This is a genomic window from Litoribaculum gwangyangense (assembly GCF_039543505.1).
Lineage (GTDB): Bacteria > Bacteroidota > Bacteroidia > Flavobacteriales > Flavobacteriaceae > Litoribaculum > Litoribaculum gwangyangense.
Genome location: NZ_BAABJW010000001.1, coordinates 1,039,337 through 1,056,411 on the forward strand (window position 1 = coordinate 1,039,337; position 17,075 = coordinate 1,056,411).

The 17,075-nt window shown below is 33.9% G+C and carries 14 protein-coding genes; 10 read left to right on the top strand and 4 right to left on the bottom strand.

Annotation, left to right across the window (positions count from 1 at the left end; all coding sequences use genetic code 11):
- Positions 1 to 4 precede the first annotated feature (4 nt).
- Positions 5 to 1,084: a tartrate dehydrogenase gene (locus tag ABD963_RS04680; RefSeq protein WP_345275779.1), complete on the bottom strand. Its 1,080-nt coding sequence runs from the start codon at positions 1,082 to 1,084 to the stop codon at positions 5 to 7.
- Positions 1,085 to 1,261: 177 nt separating this feature from the next.
- On the opposite strand from ABD963_RS04680, the gene ABD963_RS04685 reads away from it, so the two are divergent.
- Both ABD963_RS04685 and ABD963_RS04690 read left to right on the top strand, forming a co-directional pair.
- Positions 1,262 to 2,308, top strand: a complete 1,047-nt coding sequence (locus ABD963_RS04685) for a LacI family DNA-binding transcriptional regulator (protein ID WP_345275780.1) — start codon at positions 1,262 to 1,264, stop codon at positions 2,306 to 2,308.
- Between the two features lie 115 nt (positions 2,309 to 2,423).
- Positions 2,424 to 4,808 (top strand): GAF domain-containing protein, encoded by a 2,385-nt coding sequence (locus tag ABD963_RS04690; RefSeq protein WP_345275781.1) that lies wholly within the window; start codon positions 2,424 to 2,426, stop codon positions 4,806 to 4,808.
- 2 nt (positions 4,809 to 4,810) lie between these two features.
- Here ABD963_RS04690 and ABD963_RS04695 read toward each other — a convergent pair whose 3' ends face one another.
- Both ABD963_RS04695 and ABD963_RS04700 read right to left on the bottom strand, forming a co-directional pair.
- Positions 4,811 to 5,524: a VIT1/CCC1 transporter family protein gene (locus ABD963_RS04695; protein ID WP_345275782.1), complete on the bottom strand. Its 714-nt coding sequence runs from the start codon at positions 5,522 to 5,524 to the stop codon at positions 4,811 to 4,813.
- Positions 5,517 to 6,785 (bottom strand): Pycsar system effector family protein, encoded by a 1,269-nt coding sequence (locus ABD963_RS04700; protein WP_345275783.1) that lies wholly within the window; start codon positions 6,783 to 6,785, stop codon positions 5,517 to 5,519. The genes ABD963_RS04695 and ABD963_RS04700 overlap by 8 nt, the downstream gene beginning before the upstream one ends.
- A gap of 149 nt (positions 6,786 to 6,934) precedes the next feature.
- Between ABD963_RS04700 and msrB the strand changes: the two genes are divergently transcribed.
- The 3 genes from msrB to ABD963_RS04715 all read left to right on the top strand — a co-directional run bounded on the left by msrB (position 6,935) and on the right by ABD963_RS04715 (position 11,691).
- Entirely contained in the window at positions 6,935 to 7,396 is a 462-nt protein-coding gene (gene msrB / locus ABD963_RS04705) for a peptide-methionine (R)-S-oxide reductase MsrB (RefSeq protein WP_345275784.1), read from the top strand.
- Positions 7,389 to 7,928 (top strand): peptide-methionine (S)-S-oxide reductase MsrA, encoded by a 540-nt coding sequence (msrA, locus tag ABD963_RS04710; protein WP_345275785.1) that lies wholly within the window; start codon positions 7,389 to 7,391, stop codon positions 7,926 to 7,928. Before msrB ends, msrA begins: the two co-directional genes overlap by 8 nt.
- A 61-nt stretch (positions 7,929 to 7,989) precedes the next feature.
- Entirely contained in the window at positions 7,990 to 11,691 is a 3,702-nt protein-coding gene (locus ABD963_RS04715; protein ID WP_345275786.1) for a metallophosphoesterase, read from the top strand.
- Here ABD963_RS04715 and ABD963_RS04720 read toward each other — a convergent pair.
- Positions 11,688 to 12,497 (bottom strand): hypothetical protein, encoded by an 810-nt coding sequence (locus ABD963_RS04720; protein ID WP_345275787.1) that lies wholly within the window; start codon positions 12,495 to 12,497, stop codon positions 11,688 to 11,690. The genes ABD963_RS04715 and ABD963_RS04720 overlap by 4 nt on opposite strands.
- A gap of 87 nt (positions 12,498 to 12,584) precedes the next feature.
- On the opposite strand from ABD963_RS04720, the gene ABD963_RS04725 reads away from it, so the two are divergent.
- The 5 genes from ABD963_RS04725 to ABD963_RS04745 are packed head-to-tail and all read left to right on the top strand — an operon-like array spanning position 12,585 to position 17,054.
- Entirely contained in the window at positions 12,585 to 13,271 is a 687-nt protein-coding gene (locus ABD963_RS04725) for a glycerophosphodiester phosphodiesterase (protein ID WP_345275788.1), read from the top strand.
- Positions 13,268 to 14,479, top strand: coding sequence for a BaiN/RdsA family NAD(P)/FAD-dependent oxidoreductase (locus tag ABD963_RS04730; protein ID WP_345275789.1), 1,212 nt, complete (start codon positions 13,268 to 13,270; stop codon positions 14,477 to 14,479). Before ABD963_RS04725 ends, ABD963_RS04730 begins: the two co-directional genes overlap by 4 nt.
- Positions 14,480 to 15,016, top strand: coding sequence for a DUF1697 domain-containing protein (locus tag ABD963_RS04735; RefSeq protein WP_345275790.1), 537 nt, complete (start codon positions 14,480 to 14,482; stop codon positions 15,014 to 15,016).
- Positions 15,017 to 15,019: 3 nt separating this feature from the next.
- Entirely contained in the window at positions 15,020 to 16,099 is a 1,080-nt protein-coding gene (locus ABD963_RS04740; protein WP_345275791.1) for a diphosphomevalonate decarboxylase, read from the top strand.
- A gap of 28 nt (positions 16,100 to 16,127) precedes the next feature.
- Entirely contained in the window at positions 16,128 to 17,054 is a 927-nt protein-coding gene (locus ABD963_RS04745) for a mevalonate kinase family protein (RefSeq protein WP_345275792.1), read from the top strand.
- Positions 17,055 to 17,075 lie beyond the last annotated feature (21 nt).

Sequence of the window (17,075 nt, forward strand, 5' to 3'; positions counted from 1 at the left end):
TATTTTAGGCGGTCACAAGTTTTTTAGCTTCTATATGTTTTATAATACGGTTAGCAATGTCTGATGTAGATGCATTTCCACCTAAATCAACCGTTAGATTTCCTTCAGCAGTTGTAGCTTCTATACCAGCAACAATATCATTCGCTGCCTCGGTTTCTCCTAAATGATCTAGCATAATGGCCGCTGACCAAATTTGACCAATTGGATTCGCTATATTTTTACCTGCTATATCTGGAGCAGATCCATGAATAGGTTCAAACATGGATGGGAAATCTTTTTCAGGATTAATATTTCCGCTTCCTCCAAGACCTAAGCTTCCCATAATGGCGCCGCCTAAATCTGATAAAATATCACCAAAAAGGTTTGTAGTTAATATAACATCAAATACTTCAGGGCGGAGCACAAAACTCGCAGATGCATTATCAATATACATTTTACTAAACTCAACATCAGGATATTGTTCTGCAACTTCAGCTATCACTCTATCCCAATAAGCTAAACTGTTAATTAAAGTATTAGATTTTGTTACATTAGTAACTTTTTTTCTGCGTTTTCTAGCCAGTTGAAATGAGTAGTGGGCAATACGTTCAATACCAAAACGTGTAAAAACACTTGTATCTGTTGCAAAGCCATGCGCATCATCTGCGTAAAATGTTTTACCACTTTGTACAAACTCACCTTCGTTGTTTTCTCTTACTACCACAAAATCGATATCTTTTTCGGTTTTAGTTCTTAACGGGCTTTTTAGACCAGAAAACAATTTTACCGGGCGGTAATTCACATATTGTTTTAATTCTGTTCTTACTTTAAAAGTGTAATCTCTTGCAGGAAGGGTATCATCAATTTCTGGTAAACCAACAGCACCAAAATAAATGGCATCGAATTTTTTTAAGGTTTCTATGGCGTCATCAGACATAAATTTTCCATGGTCTCTATAATAACCTGCTCCAAAAGGGAAAGATTGCTTTTCAATATTAAAACCATGTTTTTTTGCTATGGCATCTAAAACCGAAACACCAGCAGGTACAATTTCTGCACCAATTCCATCGCCGTTTACTACAGCTATTTTGTACGTTTTACTCATTATAAATTAGATTGTATTATTAGATATAATTATAATTTGCACAAATTTGCACATATTATAACTGTATATTTATTAAAATTTACTTTAATATTGACAAATATATGTAACTTTGAAAAGTTATTTTTAAAATATTGAATTTTTTGCGCAATAATTTGCGCAAACTAATAAACTTGAATTTTGGAAGACCAAACTAACTTAACGCATAGCAGGGGTATAACGCTAAAAGATATTGCCGCGGTATTAAATATTTCTATTTCAACGGTTTCTAGAGCGCTTAAGGGTCATCCAAGAATTAGTTTAACTACACAAAAAAAAGTTAAACAAGTTGCAGAGCGTATGGGGTATCTTTCTTTAGATATGTTGGAAGTGGAAAAGCAAAAACTTTCAAATTTAATTGGGGTCATTGTTCCAAAAATAAGTTATCACTTATATGCTATGGCTATAAGTGGGATTGAGCGAATTGCTGAAGAACACGGTATGCACATTATTGTTTGTCAGTCTAATGAATCCTATGAAAGAGAAAAAAGCTTACTACAAGAATTAATAAATGCTGGTGTAAATGGTGTAATTGTATCTTTAGCAAGTGAAACAAAAAACTTTTCACATTTTAGCAGGTTGAAAAAAATGGGAATACCATTAGTTTTCTTCAACAGAGATTGTAATGATATCATTACTCATAAAGTAACTATTGATAATTCAATAGCGGCTTTTGAAGCCGTTGAGCATCTTGTTGAAATTGGATGTAAAAATATCGCATATATAGGGGGTCCAGAGATTTTGCAAATTAATGCAAATAGAGTTGAAGGCTATAAAGCCGCCATGCGAAAGTACAATCTTGAAATCCCTGAAGGCTATGTCGTATATAGTAATTTTGATAGAGAAAGTACACTTTCAGCGGCAAGAAAGTTACTTTATGCACCAGTTCACCCCGATGGTATTTTAACATTTAGCGACCAAATTGCAATTAGTGTTATGCTAGCAGCAAAAGAACGCGGTCTTTCAATACCTGAAGAGTTATCACTTATAGGTTTTAATAACGAACCTGTTGATGAACTTTTAGAGCCTTCTTTGACGAGTATAGATCAACCGGGGTTTAGAATGGGTGAAGAAGCTGCGCAATTATTGATAAAACAAATAAGGAACCCTAAAGCGCCCTATGAAAAACGGATTTTAAAATCATTTTTGGTGGTCCGAAATTCAACAAACAAGAACAGGGTAGCATAATATCAAGCTTTTTAGTTTTAAACAGTTGGTTTGTAACAATTTTTGTGTTAGCAAGTCTAGTATATATCGACTAAGTCAATAATTTGTAACTTTGTACTATACGCACTACCATATTATGGATATTAATGACCATATCGAATCGCCTTTAAAGCTAAAGATTAGCTTTAATAAACTTTTGGAACAATACGAAAGTTTATCCAAAAGTGATGATGTGTTTGTTGCCACCAAAGCAAAACAGGTATTAAAAATCGGAACCGATTTCCCTGAGTTGAAAAATGGTTTTAGCGATGTTTCCATACTCAAAAAAAGAGAAAAGGAAATAAGTGCTATTCTACACGATACATTTAGCCCCCTTTTAACAAAAAACGAAATAAAAACAGCCTCTGTTCCCTTTCACAACTTAATTTTTAATGCTTCAGAACGTTTTAAAAATATCATTAAAACTGCAGGTGACCATTTTAGACTAGAAATAAAAAACATGCCCCAAGACGATATGTACATAATAGCTTGTACTATCATTTTGAATTTTTGTTATGGTTACAACCTAAACCTTAGAAGGCCTTTTTATTACGAAATTCCAAATGCTCAAGGTGTTTTGCATTACTATAAAATATTGTACAATGCCGATTTTTGTGAAATTATCCCAACAGATAAAGCCAAAAAAATAACCAAGGAAGATTATGAGGAGTTACTCGACAATTTTGATAATGTATCCCTTTGGAAAGAAAAATTCCCGCAAAACAGTTATACTTTCAAAGGGTTCGTAATTTCCAATATTTTTGACGTTACTGATGACCAGTCTATATCCAACATAAAATCTAGCCTGATTGTTGATGACACCTGTATGGATGAAAATTTTTCAGAAAGCTTCCACGATATTTTCAGTTCCCTATTGGGAATACAGGATTTGAAAGTAGGTTTTTCAATTTTTAACAAAGAAGAAAATGCATTTGAACGCGTTTATGGCATCGGTGCTAATAGTTTTTTAATCAATAATGAAGACACAAAAAAATGTGCTGATTCTCTTTGTAAGTGGTCTTACAATAGGCTTTTGAAAGAAAACAAAAATTTTTCGGTTTCAGATGTAGACAAAATATATGAACTTTCAAAAGGGAAAGCACCTCATATAGCAACCTTACACCAGCAAGGAATAAAAAGCGCCATTTTTGCACCTATTGCAAACGATTCGGGCTTGATGGGTATATTGGAGATTATTTCATACAAACCTCAGGTACTTAACAGTATTAATGCTAATAAGTTAGTAGATGTCATGCCATTTATAGTTTCGGCAGTTGAGCGTTCCAACAATGAAGAAGAAAATTTAATTGAAGCCATTATTCAACAAGAATGTACCTCTATACACCCAAGCGTGTCTTGGAAATTCAAACAAGCGGCTAGAAAATTTTTAATTGAGAGCCAAAGAAATAAAGAAAACAAACCTGCATTTAGTAAAATTGCTTTTGAAAACGTCTATCCTTTATTTGGGCAGATTGACGTAAAAGGCTCTTCAAACGCCAGAAACCAGGCAACAAAAAAGGATTTGGCATTACAATTATCATTGGTTGATAAAGTTTTAAATAACATACCACAAGATGAGAAATTGCCCATATACGAGCAGCTAAAGTTTCAAATAGAAGTATTTAATTCTGAAATCAAGAACGATTTTAAAGTAGATACTGAGCATCAAATAACAACGTTTTTTAAACATGAAGTTGAGCCTTTGTTCATCTTTTTTTCAGATAAGAAGAATTTTGCCAAAGCTGCTATTGAAGATTACTTTAGTAAAGTTGACAATAATTTAGGTGTCATTTATTATTACAGAAAAAATTACGACGAAACCATTGCGCTCATCAATAAAAATATGTCTGCACTTTTAGACGAAAAGCAGGTAAGGGCACAAGCTATGTATCCTCATTTTTTTGAGCGTTTCAAAACCGATGGTGTGGAACATAACATGTACATAGGGGAATCCATTACCAAAGAGGAAAGTTTTAACGCCATATACCTTTATAATTTAAGATTATGGCAATTACAGGTTATGTATGAAATGGAGAATTATTTTTATCAAAACCAGCATGAATACCCTATTGGGTTAGATGTTGCTTCCATGATTTTGGTTTTCAACCAGCCGCTTTCCATTCGTTTTAGAATGGACGAAAAACAATTTGATGTTGATGGCACTTACAATGCCCGGTATGAGGTTGTTAAAAAACGAGTTGATAAAGCCTTTATAAAAGGCACAGAAGAACGTGTTACCCAAAAAGGTAAAATGAGCATTATCTATTCTCAAAAAGAAGACGAGGTAGAATACCTAAAATATGTGCACTTTATGCAATCTAAAAACATGTTTGATGATGACGTTGAAATATTAGAATTACAGGATTTGCAGGGTGTTACTGGTCTAAAAGCCATTAGGGTAAGTATGATATACCAAAAAAATGAAGGGGATCAAAAAACCTTTTACACATATGATGATTTAATGAAAGAAATCAAAGCTTAGAGTTATAGATTTACGCCAAAGAAATAACCTACCAAAGCGGTTAGACCCATAGCAACCGTTCCCCAAAATGTAATTCTAATAATAGCTTTTCTAATACTTGAGCCACCTGTTTTGGCAGCCAATCCTCCTAAAAGTATCAAGAAAAAAATAGCAAATCCATAAAGGTAATATTCTATATGTCTCAATGGTAGAAATAGGGTTACTAAAAAAGGTAATAAACCACCTAGAGTAAAAGCGGCTCCAGAAGCCAAAGCAGCTTGCGTAGGTTTTGCTTGACTAATTTCATTAATACCCAATTCGTCTCTAACATGCGCCCCCAAAGCATCATGTTCGGTTAGTTCTTCAGCAACCTTTAGTGCGGTTTCTTTTTTCAAACCTCTTTGCTCGTAAATTTCTGCCAAACGTTCTAACTCAATTTCTGGCATTTCCATTAATTCTTGTTTTTCACGCTCAATATCTGATTTTTCGACATCCGTTTGTGAACTCACTGAAACATATTCGCCAGCAGCCATAGATAAAGCTCCTGCTACTAAACCAGCCAAGGTTGCTAAAACTATAGGTTCTCTAATGTCACTGGCAGCAGCGACACCAATGGCTATACTTGCCGTTGACAAAATACCGTCATTAGCCCCCAAAACAGCAGCCCGTAACCAGTTGCTTCTGTGGATATAGTGGATATCTAAATAATTATCCAAATTACCTGAATGATTATTCATTTAAAAAAAAATCATTTTGATTAGAATTACTAACTTGGGAAACACTTTGGGTTTCCTCAGGAAGGACATCCTCCAGTTTTGCACCATTGGTTTTGAGGGCATAACCAAAGGCAAGCACTGAAACAATCATGCCTATCATAAAAATGGTGTAGGTTATTCTTAAAATCCTATATTTTCGTTCCAATACCTTTCCTAAAAAATAAAGATCTTTGGTTAGAGAACTGTATACATAATCTTTGTCTTTTAAAAGTTCATTAACGGCCCAATCATATTCCTCGAGACTCATTTTATGGAAATTGCCAAAAAAGGTTAGATTCACCTTCTTATTAACAACATCTTCTTTAGTGAATTCTCCGCTAGTAATATTTGGTCTTGTAGCAATAATTGATAAAATCATAGATACTACACAGGATATGGTGAAAATAGCTGTGGGATACACCAAATACGCATTATTATCTAATTTTGAAATTAAATTTGCTAATACTAATGAGATGATAATGGCGTTTACCGATAACAGGATATTGGCTTTAGTATCGGCAATATCACTTAATTTAATGTGGTTTCTCAAAGCAACCCTGTAAAATGTTTGAATACCGCGTTCTGGACTTTCATTTTTATATTGTGCTTTGTACTTAGCTTTAAGCTCTTCGGTATTTAGTTTCTTTTTACGTTTTTTCTTGCTTTTCATCAGTTTAGCAAGATTTTTTTCCTTTCTAGGTTGCCAATTTTTTAAAGCATAATCCGTGTAAAACTCATGTTTTTTTGTTAAAACTTTAATATTTTCATTCAGCCATTCTGTTGGAGAGTAGGTAGCAATACCTTGTATTTCAAGTTCTTTCCTCAAAAACTCACTGGCCTCATTAAAGTATTTTTTTCCAAAATGGGAAGCGTCAGCATCCCTGATTATTTTCCCAAGTGTTGTTTTTGGAGAATCTTTAAACTTAGTGGCTATAATGCACTCAATTACGCCTTCAATAGTTTTTTCGTCAGCAGCTTGTTCTTTTAAAAATGCAGTGGCGATTTTTACACTTTCTTCTTCATGGCCTTCACGGGTTTTAATATAACCTGTATCATGTAATAGTGCAGCTAGCTCCAATATTTCGGCATCTTTTTCATCAATGTTGGTGTTTTCAATAATTTCTCGAACACTTCGCAAAACCCGTTCTGTGTGGGTATAATTATGATATAGAAAACTTTGATCCAATTCATTTTTAAACAAATCGAATACAAACTTCTCGGTGTTTTCAATTAATTTTGACATAAAACAAGTTGATTTATACCCACAAATTACTAAAATTTAAATATATTATCTGCGCTTTACATGGAAAGATTTTTGGTGTAAGTATTAAAGCTTCATTTCGACTTATTTAGACTTGAAGATTGTTTAATTTAATAAATTAGAAAAAAAATATGCTAACTTGGAAAGATGTTATAAAATTTACCGTTAACGGAAACCCAACACCAGATAAACGTGTTGAGAAAACGGAAGAGGAATGGAAAAAATTATTAACTCCAGAACAATTCAGAATAACGAGACAAAAAGGAACCGAGCGCCCTCATAGTGGCGCCCTTTGTAGTATTCATGAAGCAGGAAAATACAGTTGTGTGTGTTGTGATGCACCATTATTTGATTCTACAATCAAGTTTGAATCGGGTACGGGTTGGCCAAGTTTTACGCAACCCATCAAGGAAAATGCCATTAAGTATGAAAAGGATACGGCATTTGGTATGGTGCGTGTTGAGGTGATGTGCAACACCTGTGATGCCCATTTAGGACATGTATTTCCCGATGGTCCTGCGCCAAGCGGTTTACGATATTGTATCAATTCAGAGTCTATCCAATTAAATAAAGAGAAAGCTATAAATGAATAAAAATATACAGTTGGCCACCTTTGGCGGTGGTTGTTTTTGGTGTACTGAGGCCGTATTTCAGGAAGTTTCTGGTGTTGAAAAAGTAGTGTCTGGTTATTCAGGTGGTAATGCACCTGGGCATCCCACATATAGAGAAATTTGTTCTGGTTTAACAGGTCATGCAGAGGTTGTTCAAATTACGTTTGATGCCAATATCATTTCATATGAAGATATTTTAGTTATTTTTATGACCACTCACGATCCAACCACACTCAACAGGCAAGGTGCCGATGTGGGTACGCAATATCGTTCGGTAATTTTTTATCATGACGATTCCCAAAAGGAAATCGCTCAAAAAGTAATCAAGAAAGTTTCTCCCTATTACGATAATCCAATAGTTACGGAAATCAGTCCATTAGATATTTTTTACAAAGCCGAAGATTACCATCAGAATTATTACCGGAATAATCAATCTCAAGGATATTGCAGTTTTGTTATTACGCCAAAGCTTGCCAAATTAAGGAAGCTGCACTCCGATAAGTTAAAGAACTAATCCATTTTAAACCATAGGTAAAAACAAAATACTTAATTTAGCTAAAAGAATTCTGTAATACATGAATTTTAAATCTTTTTATTTACTTTTTATTACTCTTTTTCTGAGTGCTTGCGCCACTTATAAACCTCAGTATGCTGATGTTATAAACAAGCAAGAAAAGTTTCCAAATAAAGAGATAGATAAAACATTCTATTTGGTAGGCGATGCGGGTTTGTCGCCTATGGGAGGCATGTCTGAAGCACTTATAGCATTTCATAAATACCTAGGAGGTAAAGATACCAAAGGCGATTACATTATTTTTTTAGGAGATAATATCTATCCTGCTGGCTTACCTATTAAAGATCATAAAAACAGGGAAAGTGCAGAAAACGCATTGTTGGCACAAGCAAAAGCTGTTGAAAACTTTAGAGGAAAAACCATTTTTATTCCTGGAAATCATGAATGGTATGCCGGTGGATTAAAAGGCGTAAAAAGAGAAGAAAAATTTATTGAAGACTTATTAGGTAAAAATACCTTTCAGCCAGAAAATGGCTGCCCTATGGAGAGTATTGATGTGAGCGAAACTATTCAATTGATTGTTATTGATACAGAATGGTATTTAGAAGATTGGAATGACCATCCAACCATTAACGACGAATGTGAAATAAAAACTAGGGAACGCTTTTTTATTGAGCTAGAGGGCGAGTTAAAAAAAGCGCAAAATAAAACGACGGTTTTCGCCATGCATCATCCTATGCTTACTAATGGGTTACATGGTGGTAAATATGCTTTATCAAAACATATATTTCCTTTTCAGCAAAAAATACCGCTACCCACATTAGGGTCATTCATTACGCAACTTAGAACCCAAGGTGGAGTGTCTATTCAAGATCGGTACAACGAACGTTATCACGAACTTATGAGTCGTTTGGAAACGATGACTTTAGACGCCGATAATGTGGTGTTTGTATCTGGACACGAACACACGTTACAATATGTTGAAAAACAGGGTATAAAACAAATTGTTTCAGGTTCTGGTGCTAAACAATCTCCCGTCGAATTGAGTGATACAGGTTTATTCTCTTATGGAAAACAAGGGTTTGCTGAACTCACTATTTTTAAAGATGGTAGTAGTTGGGTTAGATATTTTGGTGCCGAAAACGCCGAGCCTCAATTGTTGTTTACTAAAGAAGTGTTTCCTCCAGCTAAAAAACATGATATTTCCTATTTACCCGATTCTTTTCCTCAAGAAATAGAGGTTTCCATTTATTCAAAAGATGAAACCGATAAAACAGGGTTTTTTGAGTCGGTTTGGGGTAATCATTATCGTGATGTTTACAGTACTAAAATAAAGGTTAAAGTGGTAACGCTTGATACGCTTTATGGTGGGTTAGAAGTGGTTAGAAAAGGTGGTGGGCACCAAACACGTTCACTTCGTTTAAAAACCAAAGATGGTAGAGAGTTAAACATGCGAGCATTAAAAAAGAGTGCAACCCAATACTTGCAAACGGTGCTTTTTAAAGACACCTATGTAGAAGATGAATTTGAAAAAACCGCTATAGAAAGTTTGATTTTTGATTTTTACACGGCGGCTCATCCGTATGCGTTTACTGTAGTTCCCGATTTATCTAATGCAGCAAAAATATTTCATACCAACCCTAGGCTATATTACATCCCAAAGCATAAACATTTAGGTGAATTTAATGAAGAATATGGCGGAGAATTATATCTGATTGAAGAACGCCCTGAGGATAATTATGAAGACGAAAAAAATTTTGGTTATGCTGATGATATAGAAAGCACCCATGACATTATTGAAAAGGTTCGTAAAGATGAAAAGTATAAAATAGCCGAAGATGCCTTTATAAGAGCACGCCTTTTTGATATGCTTATTGGAGATTGGGATAGACACCAAGACCAATGGCGTTGGGCACAGTTCGATCAAGAAAATGGTGATAAATACTATCACCCCATTCCCCGAGATCGTGACCAGGTATTCTCAAATTTTGATGGTGCTTTATTAGATGTAATGAAGCTTATTTCTGGATCAACAAAACAGCTTCAAGTTTACGATGAAAATCTTGAGGATATCAAATGGATGAATAGCGCAGGTATTAAATTAGACCGCGTGCTCATTCAAGATGCCAATAAAGATTTATGGCTAGAACAAGCAAAATTCCTTCAAGAAAAAATTACAGATTCTGTTATAGAGGTGGCTTTTACAAAAGTACCTGAAGAGGTTCAAGACGAAACCTTAAAAGACATCAAATCAAAATTAAAAGGAAGGCGAGCTAATCTTTTGGATATAGCTAACAGATATTATAATTATTTAAATGAATTAGTCATACTTACTGGAACCGATAAGGATGATTTAATTGAAGTTATTCGCACTGGCGATGAAGAAACGCGAGTGATTATTTCCAGAATTATTGGTGGCGAAAAGGGAGAAGTGATTGTTGACAGAGTTTTTAATAGAGCCATAACTAAAGAAATTTGGATTTATGGTTTAGATGATAAAGATGTTTTTGAAGTTACTGGAAAAGCTAATAATTTAATTTTTACAAGACTTATAGGTGGTCAGGAAAACGATACTTACAGGATTGAAAACGGAAGACGTATAAAAGTATATGACCATAAATCGAAACCCAATACGGTTGAGAAAAATAGAGGTGCCGATATCAATTTTTCCGACACGTATAATCTTAACCTATTCGATTTTAATAAAAACATCGTAAAAACAAGTGTTATAACCCCAGCCATAGGGTTTAATCCAGATGATGGATTTTTGTTAGGACTTCAATATGTAAAAACCAAAAAAGGGTTTCAACGCAATCCCTTCTCTACACAACACCGTTTTAAAGGAGGTTATTATTTTGCAACTCAAGGGTTTTCTTTGGATTATAATAGTGAGTTTGCCAATATTTTTGGGGATTGGAATTTACATGTTGGCGGCAAATTTACTAGTGAAAACTTTACCAACAACTTTTTTGGTTATGGTAACGAAACCGTTAATAATGACGACGTCCTAGATTTAGATTACAACCGCGTTAAAACAGGCATTTATGCCGCTAAGATTGGGATTCTTAAAAAAGGAAATTTTGGAAGTGATTTTGGTTTTAGAACGCTTTTTGAAGGTGTTGAAATTGAAAATACAACAGATAGGTTTATAACGAGTTTTGTGCCCTCAAGCAATGAAGATTTTTATAAAAGGCGTTATTTTGGTGGTCTTGAAGCAGCGTTTAATTATGCGAGTTTTAACAACAAAATCAATCCGTCAAGAGGCATGACTTTTATGTTAAATATTGGTGGAAAAACAGAATTTAAAGAAACTAAAAACACTTATGGGTATTTAAATTCAGATTTAGGATTTTACAATGCACTCTCAAAAAATAAAAAACTGGTTTTAAAAACCGATGTGAGAACCCAAATTAGAGTGGGTGACGATTTAATCTTTTACCAAGCAGCAAATATAGGCGGAAGAAATGGTTTAAGAGGGTACCGAACTGAACGTTTTACAGGTAAAAACTCTTTGGTAGGAAGTGCCGATTTACGCTATAGTTTTCCTTCGTTTAAAACCAATATATTGCCATTGCAAATAGGTATTTTTAGTGGTTTTGATGTCGGCAGAGTTTGGTTGAAAGGCGATTTTTCAGATAAATGGCATAATGATTATGGTGGCGGTTTTTGGGTAACTGCAGCCGAAAGTTTATCGGGAACTTTTAACTTCTTTAATAGTGTTGAAGGCTTGCGTTTTTCGTTTGGTTTTGGCTTGAATTTTTAGTTTATATTAAACGTATAAATATTACCGCCTTCACTTTTATTTCTCTCATCGTTTATATAAACCATGGAGTCGTTTTTAAAGCAAACACCCTCTTTTTGAGAAGTATGACCAAACTTTAATTCTTCAATATTACCTTTAAAAAAGTTATCGGGTTTAAAATTTGTCAATTTCCAAAGCTTATCATGGTTGAGTAATACCACGGTTTCTTCATTAGGGCTGAGAGCGGCCGAAGTGATTTTATGATGTTTACCATCCAAATTAAAATCGGTAACCAATTCAGCAGTATGTTCACCAATACTGTTGGGTACTTTTAAAAGTATGCTCGATTTATTTTCTTTGCTGAAAATATAAAAGAAACCATCAAGCAGAAAAAATGCTTCAAAATCTTCAGATTTTACCTCTTTTGGAAGCTTAAAATGAATGGTTTTAGCAGTGGTTTTATCATTGGTAGGATTAAGATTACTTACCTTATAGATGGTAAACTCATCTCGTTTTTTATTATTGTTTCCAAAATCGCCAATGTACAGATTACCAAATTTATCTGAAGTCAGATCTTCCCAATCATCATTTTCAGCATTCAAAATATCAATGTCTTTAATAATTCTCCCTTTTAAATCCAGACCATAAATATGGTTCTTGTTGCCTGCATCCTCAATGACCCAAAGTAAGTTGGATCCTTTAACAATTTCAATAGCCGAGGCTTCTTCCAAATCAGAATTCATATCTGCAATATTGTTCAAACGACCTGTGTTACAAGACAAGAAAAGAAAAACATAAAATAAAAAGGTTTTAAATCGAAAAATCATAAATTGTGTGTGTATTAAGTCATCGAAACAAGTTAACGATATCTATAAAAAAATAAAAACCATTACTCTTAAAAGATTTATAAAATTATGCATTCATCACTAAAAATCGGTCATAGAGGTGCTTTGGGGCATGTTTCAGAAAACACCATGGAGTCCATAAAAAAAGCTTTGGAATTTGGTGTTGATGGTATTGAAATAGATGTGCATACCTGTGCTTCGGGTGAGTTGGTGGTTTTTCATGACTTTACTTTAGATAGAATGACCAACGGGGTTGGTGAGGTTTCCAAGTATTCCCTATTGGAATTGAAAGAACTTAAAGTTGATGGCAAATTTAGTATTCCAACTTTGGTGGAAGTACTTGATTTTATTGATAAAAAATGCTTGTTAAACATTGAATTAAAAGGAAAAAACACCGCTAAAGAGGCTTGTAGATTAATTGAATGGTATATTGCGAATAAAAACTGGACCTACAAAAATTTTATTGTGTCCAGTTTTCAAACGCATGAATTAGAGCATGTTTTTAAAACAGATAAAAATATACCCTTGGCAGTATTAACCAAAGCCAGTATGAGCGAAGCTATTGAATTTGCTCAATCCATTGATGCTAAAATCATCCATCCAAATTTTGCTTTGTTAACCACAGAAAATATGAGGTTTGCAAAAAGTGAAGGGTTTAGTGTGAATACTTGGACGGTAAATGATGTTAAAACCATAGAAAGAATGAAGGATTACGGAGTGGATGGTATTATTTCTGATTTTCCAAACAGATTATGATAGATAAAGACGTCATTATTATTGGTGGAGGTGCAGCAGGTTTTTTTGCAGCAATTAATATTGCAGAATTAAACCCTAAATTGAATATTGTCATTTTAGAACGTGGTAAAGAAGTGCTTACCAAAGTGAGGGTATCTGGAGGAGGACGCTGTAATGTTACCCATGCTGAATTTATTCCACAGGAATTAGTAAATAATTATCCACGCGGAGACAAAGAATTGTTAGGGCCTTTTCATCAATTTATGACAGGGGATACCATAGATTGGTTTGAAAAACGAGGCGTAGAACTTAAAATAGAAGAAGATGGTAGGATTTTCCCTGTAACGGATTCTTCACAAACTATTATCGATTGTTTTTTATCCGCAGCAAAGAAAAATGGCGTGGAGGTATTGTTAAATCAAGCCGTTAAAGCCATTGAAAAGGACGATTCATGTTATAAAATCGAAACTAATCAAGGTTCTTTCTCAACTAAAAAAATATTGATTGCCACAGGAAGTAATCCTAAAATCTGGAAACTTTTAGAAAATTTTGGGCATACTATTTCGCAACCCGTGCCATCACTTTTTACCTTTAATATAAAAGACGAACGCATTAATGATATTCCTGGGGTAGTGGCCTCAAATGTGGAAGTGAAAGTTCTAGATACCGATTTATGGAGTGAAGGCCCATTATTGATTACCCATTGGGGCATGAGTGCACCTGCAATTTTAAAACTTTCAGCGTTTGGTGCTTTAGAGCTTGCAAAGCGTGATTATAAATTTCAAATTGAGGTTAATTTTATCAGAATACCTTTTGATGACTGTTTAGATATATTAAAAGGTTTGAAACAACATTTGGCAAAAAAAATAGTGTATAAATTGGCTCAATTTGATTTGCCAAAACGCCTATGGCAAAAGTTAGTTTTGGCTTCAGGAATGAATGAGGATACTAGGTGGGCTGATTTAAACAAAGAGCAATTAGAAAATTTAGCAAATCAACTTACTTCAGCCGTTTTTAATGTAGAAGGCAAAAGTACTTTTAAGGAAGAATTTGTGACTGCTGGAGGCGTTCATCTAAAAGAGGTAAATTTTAAAACTTTTGAGAGTAAAATTAACAAAAACATGTATTTTGCGGGTGAAGTATTGAATATTGATGCTATAACTGGAGGGTTTAATTTTCAAAATGCATGGACAGGTGCCTACATAGCGGCTCAAAATATTTCCAGTTAAATGAATACATACATAGCATTATTAAAAGGAATTAATGTTGGAGGCCATAAAAAAGTGCCCATGATAGCGTTAAGAGAACTTCTTAAAGAACTTGGGTACCACGATATACAAACCTATATTCAAAGCGGTAATGTAATTTTTAAAACTGAAGAGAGAAATATTCAAAAAATTGAAGATACGATTTCAACTTCGGTAAAAAAGCATTTTGGTTTTGAAGTTTTAGTTCTGGTGAAGACAAGAGAGGATTTAAAGCGCATTTTTGAAGCTTCGCCTTTTCCTGAGGAACAAAAGAAAGCTAGTTATTTTATGATGTTGCATCATAAGCCTGAACAAGTATTGATAGATAAGGTTTCAGAAAAAGTATACGAAGGTGAAACATATGAAATAATTAACGACTGCATCTATTATTTTTATGAAAAAGGGTTAGGACAAGCAAAATTCAATGTAAATTTTTTCGAGCGAAAACTTAATACATTTGCGACAGCTAGAAACTATAATACCTTGGTAAAGTTATTATCTTTGTCATTAGAAAATTAAATCATGACTGAAAGCGATTTTATTCCAAAACGATACACAAAATTAATAGATAAAGGCAGTGTTTCATGGTCATCACCAAGTAACATTGCACTTGTTAAATATTGGGGAAAAAAGAAAGACCAAATACCAGAGAATCCATCCATAAGTTTCACGCTTTCTGATTGTAAAACCATAACTACAATTTGTTTTTCAAAGAAAGAAAAACAAGAAGAGTTTTCATTTGAGATATATTTAGATGCGGAAAAGAAAGACGATTTTAAACCAAAAATCGAAACGTTTTTTAAGCGTGTTGAGGTGTATTTACCATTTTTAAAAACGTATCATTTTAAAATTGAAACATCAAACACTTTTCCACATAGTTCGGGTATTGCATCATCAGCAAGTGGTATGAGCGCCTTAGCTTGTTGTTTAATGAGTGTCGAGAAAGCATTAAACCCAGAAATATCGGAAGCATTTTTTATGCAAAAAGCTTCTTTTTTAGCTCGTTTGGGTTCAGGGAGTGCTTGTAGAAGTCTTGAGGGGGATTTGGTAGTTTGGGGATATCATGATGAAATTGATGGTAGCTCAGATTTATATGGAACGAAGTATCCATTTGACGTTCATAACAATTTCAAAAACTATCAAGATACTATTTTATTGGTTGATAAGGGCGAAAAGCAAGTCAGCAGTACGATTGGGCATAATTTAATGCATGGACATCCTTTTGCGAAGGAACGTTTTAAACAAGCTTCCAAAAATTTATCAGGTGTAATTCCTGTTTTCAAAAAAGGGGATTTAGATGCCTTTATCAAAATCGTAGAAATTGAAGCACTTACTTTACATGCCATGATGATGACAAGTATGCCATACTTCATTTTGATGAAGCCCAATACGTTAGAAATCATTAATAAAATATGGGTATTTAGAGAAAAGACAAATTCAAAAGTTTGTTTTACCCTTGATGCTGGTGCTAATGTGCATGTACTTTATCCAGAAAACGAAACGGAATCTGTTTTGAAATTCATTAAAAATGAATTAGTTGCATATTGTCAAAATGGACATTATATTTGCGACAAAATTGGTTTTGGAGCAAAACAATTGTAACTTTATGATTCCAAATCAATTCAAGTAAATGAAAGGACCACTTTTTTATTCAAAAATATTACTCTTTGGTGAGTATGGAATTATTAAAGATTCCAAAGGTTTATCCATACCCTATAATTTTTATAATGGTGCTTTAAAGAAAGCTGAAGAGCCTTCTGAAAACGCAAAAAAGTCAAACGAAAGCTTAAAGCGTTTTGTTAGCTATCTACAAAATATTGATGCAAAGTTAGTTACTTTCGATTTTGATGCTTTAAAAGAAGATGTTAATGAGGGTATGTATTTCGATTCATCTATTCCGCAAGGTTATGGCGTAGGAAGTAGTGGTGCTTTGGTAGCTGCTATTTACGATAAATATGCCCAAGATAAAATTACGGTTTTAGAGAATTTAACTCGTGATAAACTTTTAAAACTTAAGGCGATATTCTCTGAAATGGAATCTTTTTTTCACGGAAAATCTTCCGGTTTAGATCCCCTAAATAGTTATTTAAGCATACCCATTCTTATTAATTCCAAAGACAACATTGAAGCTACTGGTATTCCTGCCCAACAAAACAGTAAAGGTGCCGTGTTTTTATTGGATAGCGGAATTGTTGGAGAAACCGCACCTATGGTGAGTATTTTTATGGAAAACATGAAACAAGAAGGTTTCCGCAATATGCTTAAAAACCAATTCATTAAACACACGGATGCTTGTGTTGAAGATTTTTTATCTGGTAATATTAAGTCCTTATTTAAAAATACCAAGCAACTTTCAAAAGTGGTTTTAAATCATTTTAAACCCATGATACCACCACAATTCCATGAACTGTGGAAAAAAGGTATTGAAACCAATGATTATTATCTAAAACTTTGTGGCTCTGGTGGTGGTGGGTATATTTTAGGTTTTACAAAAGATATTGAAAAAGCTAAAAAATCGCTTTCAGATTATAAACTAGAAGTTGTTTATAATTTCTAAATACTGCTTTTATCCTCAAGT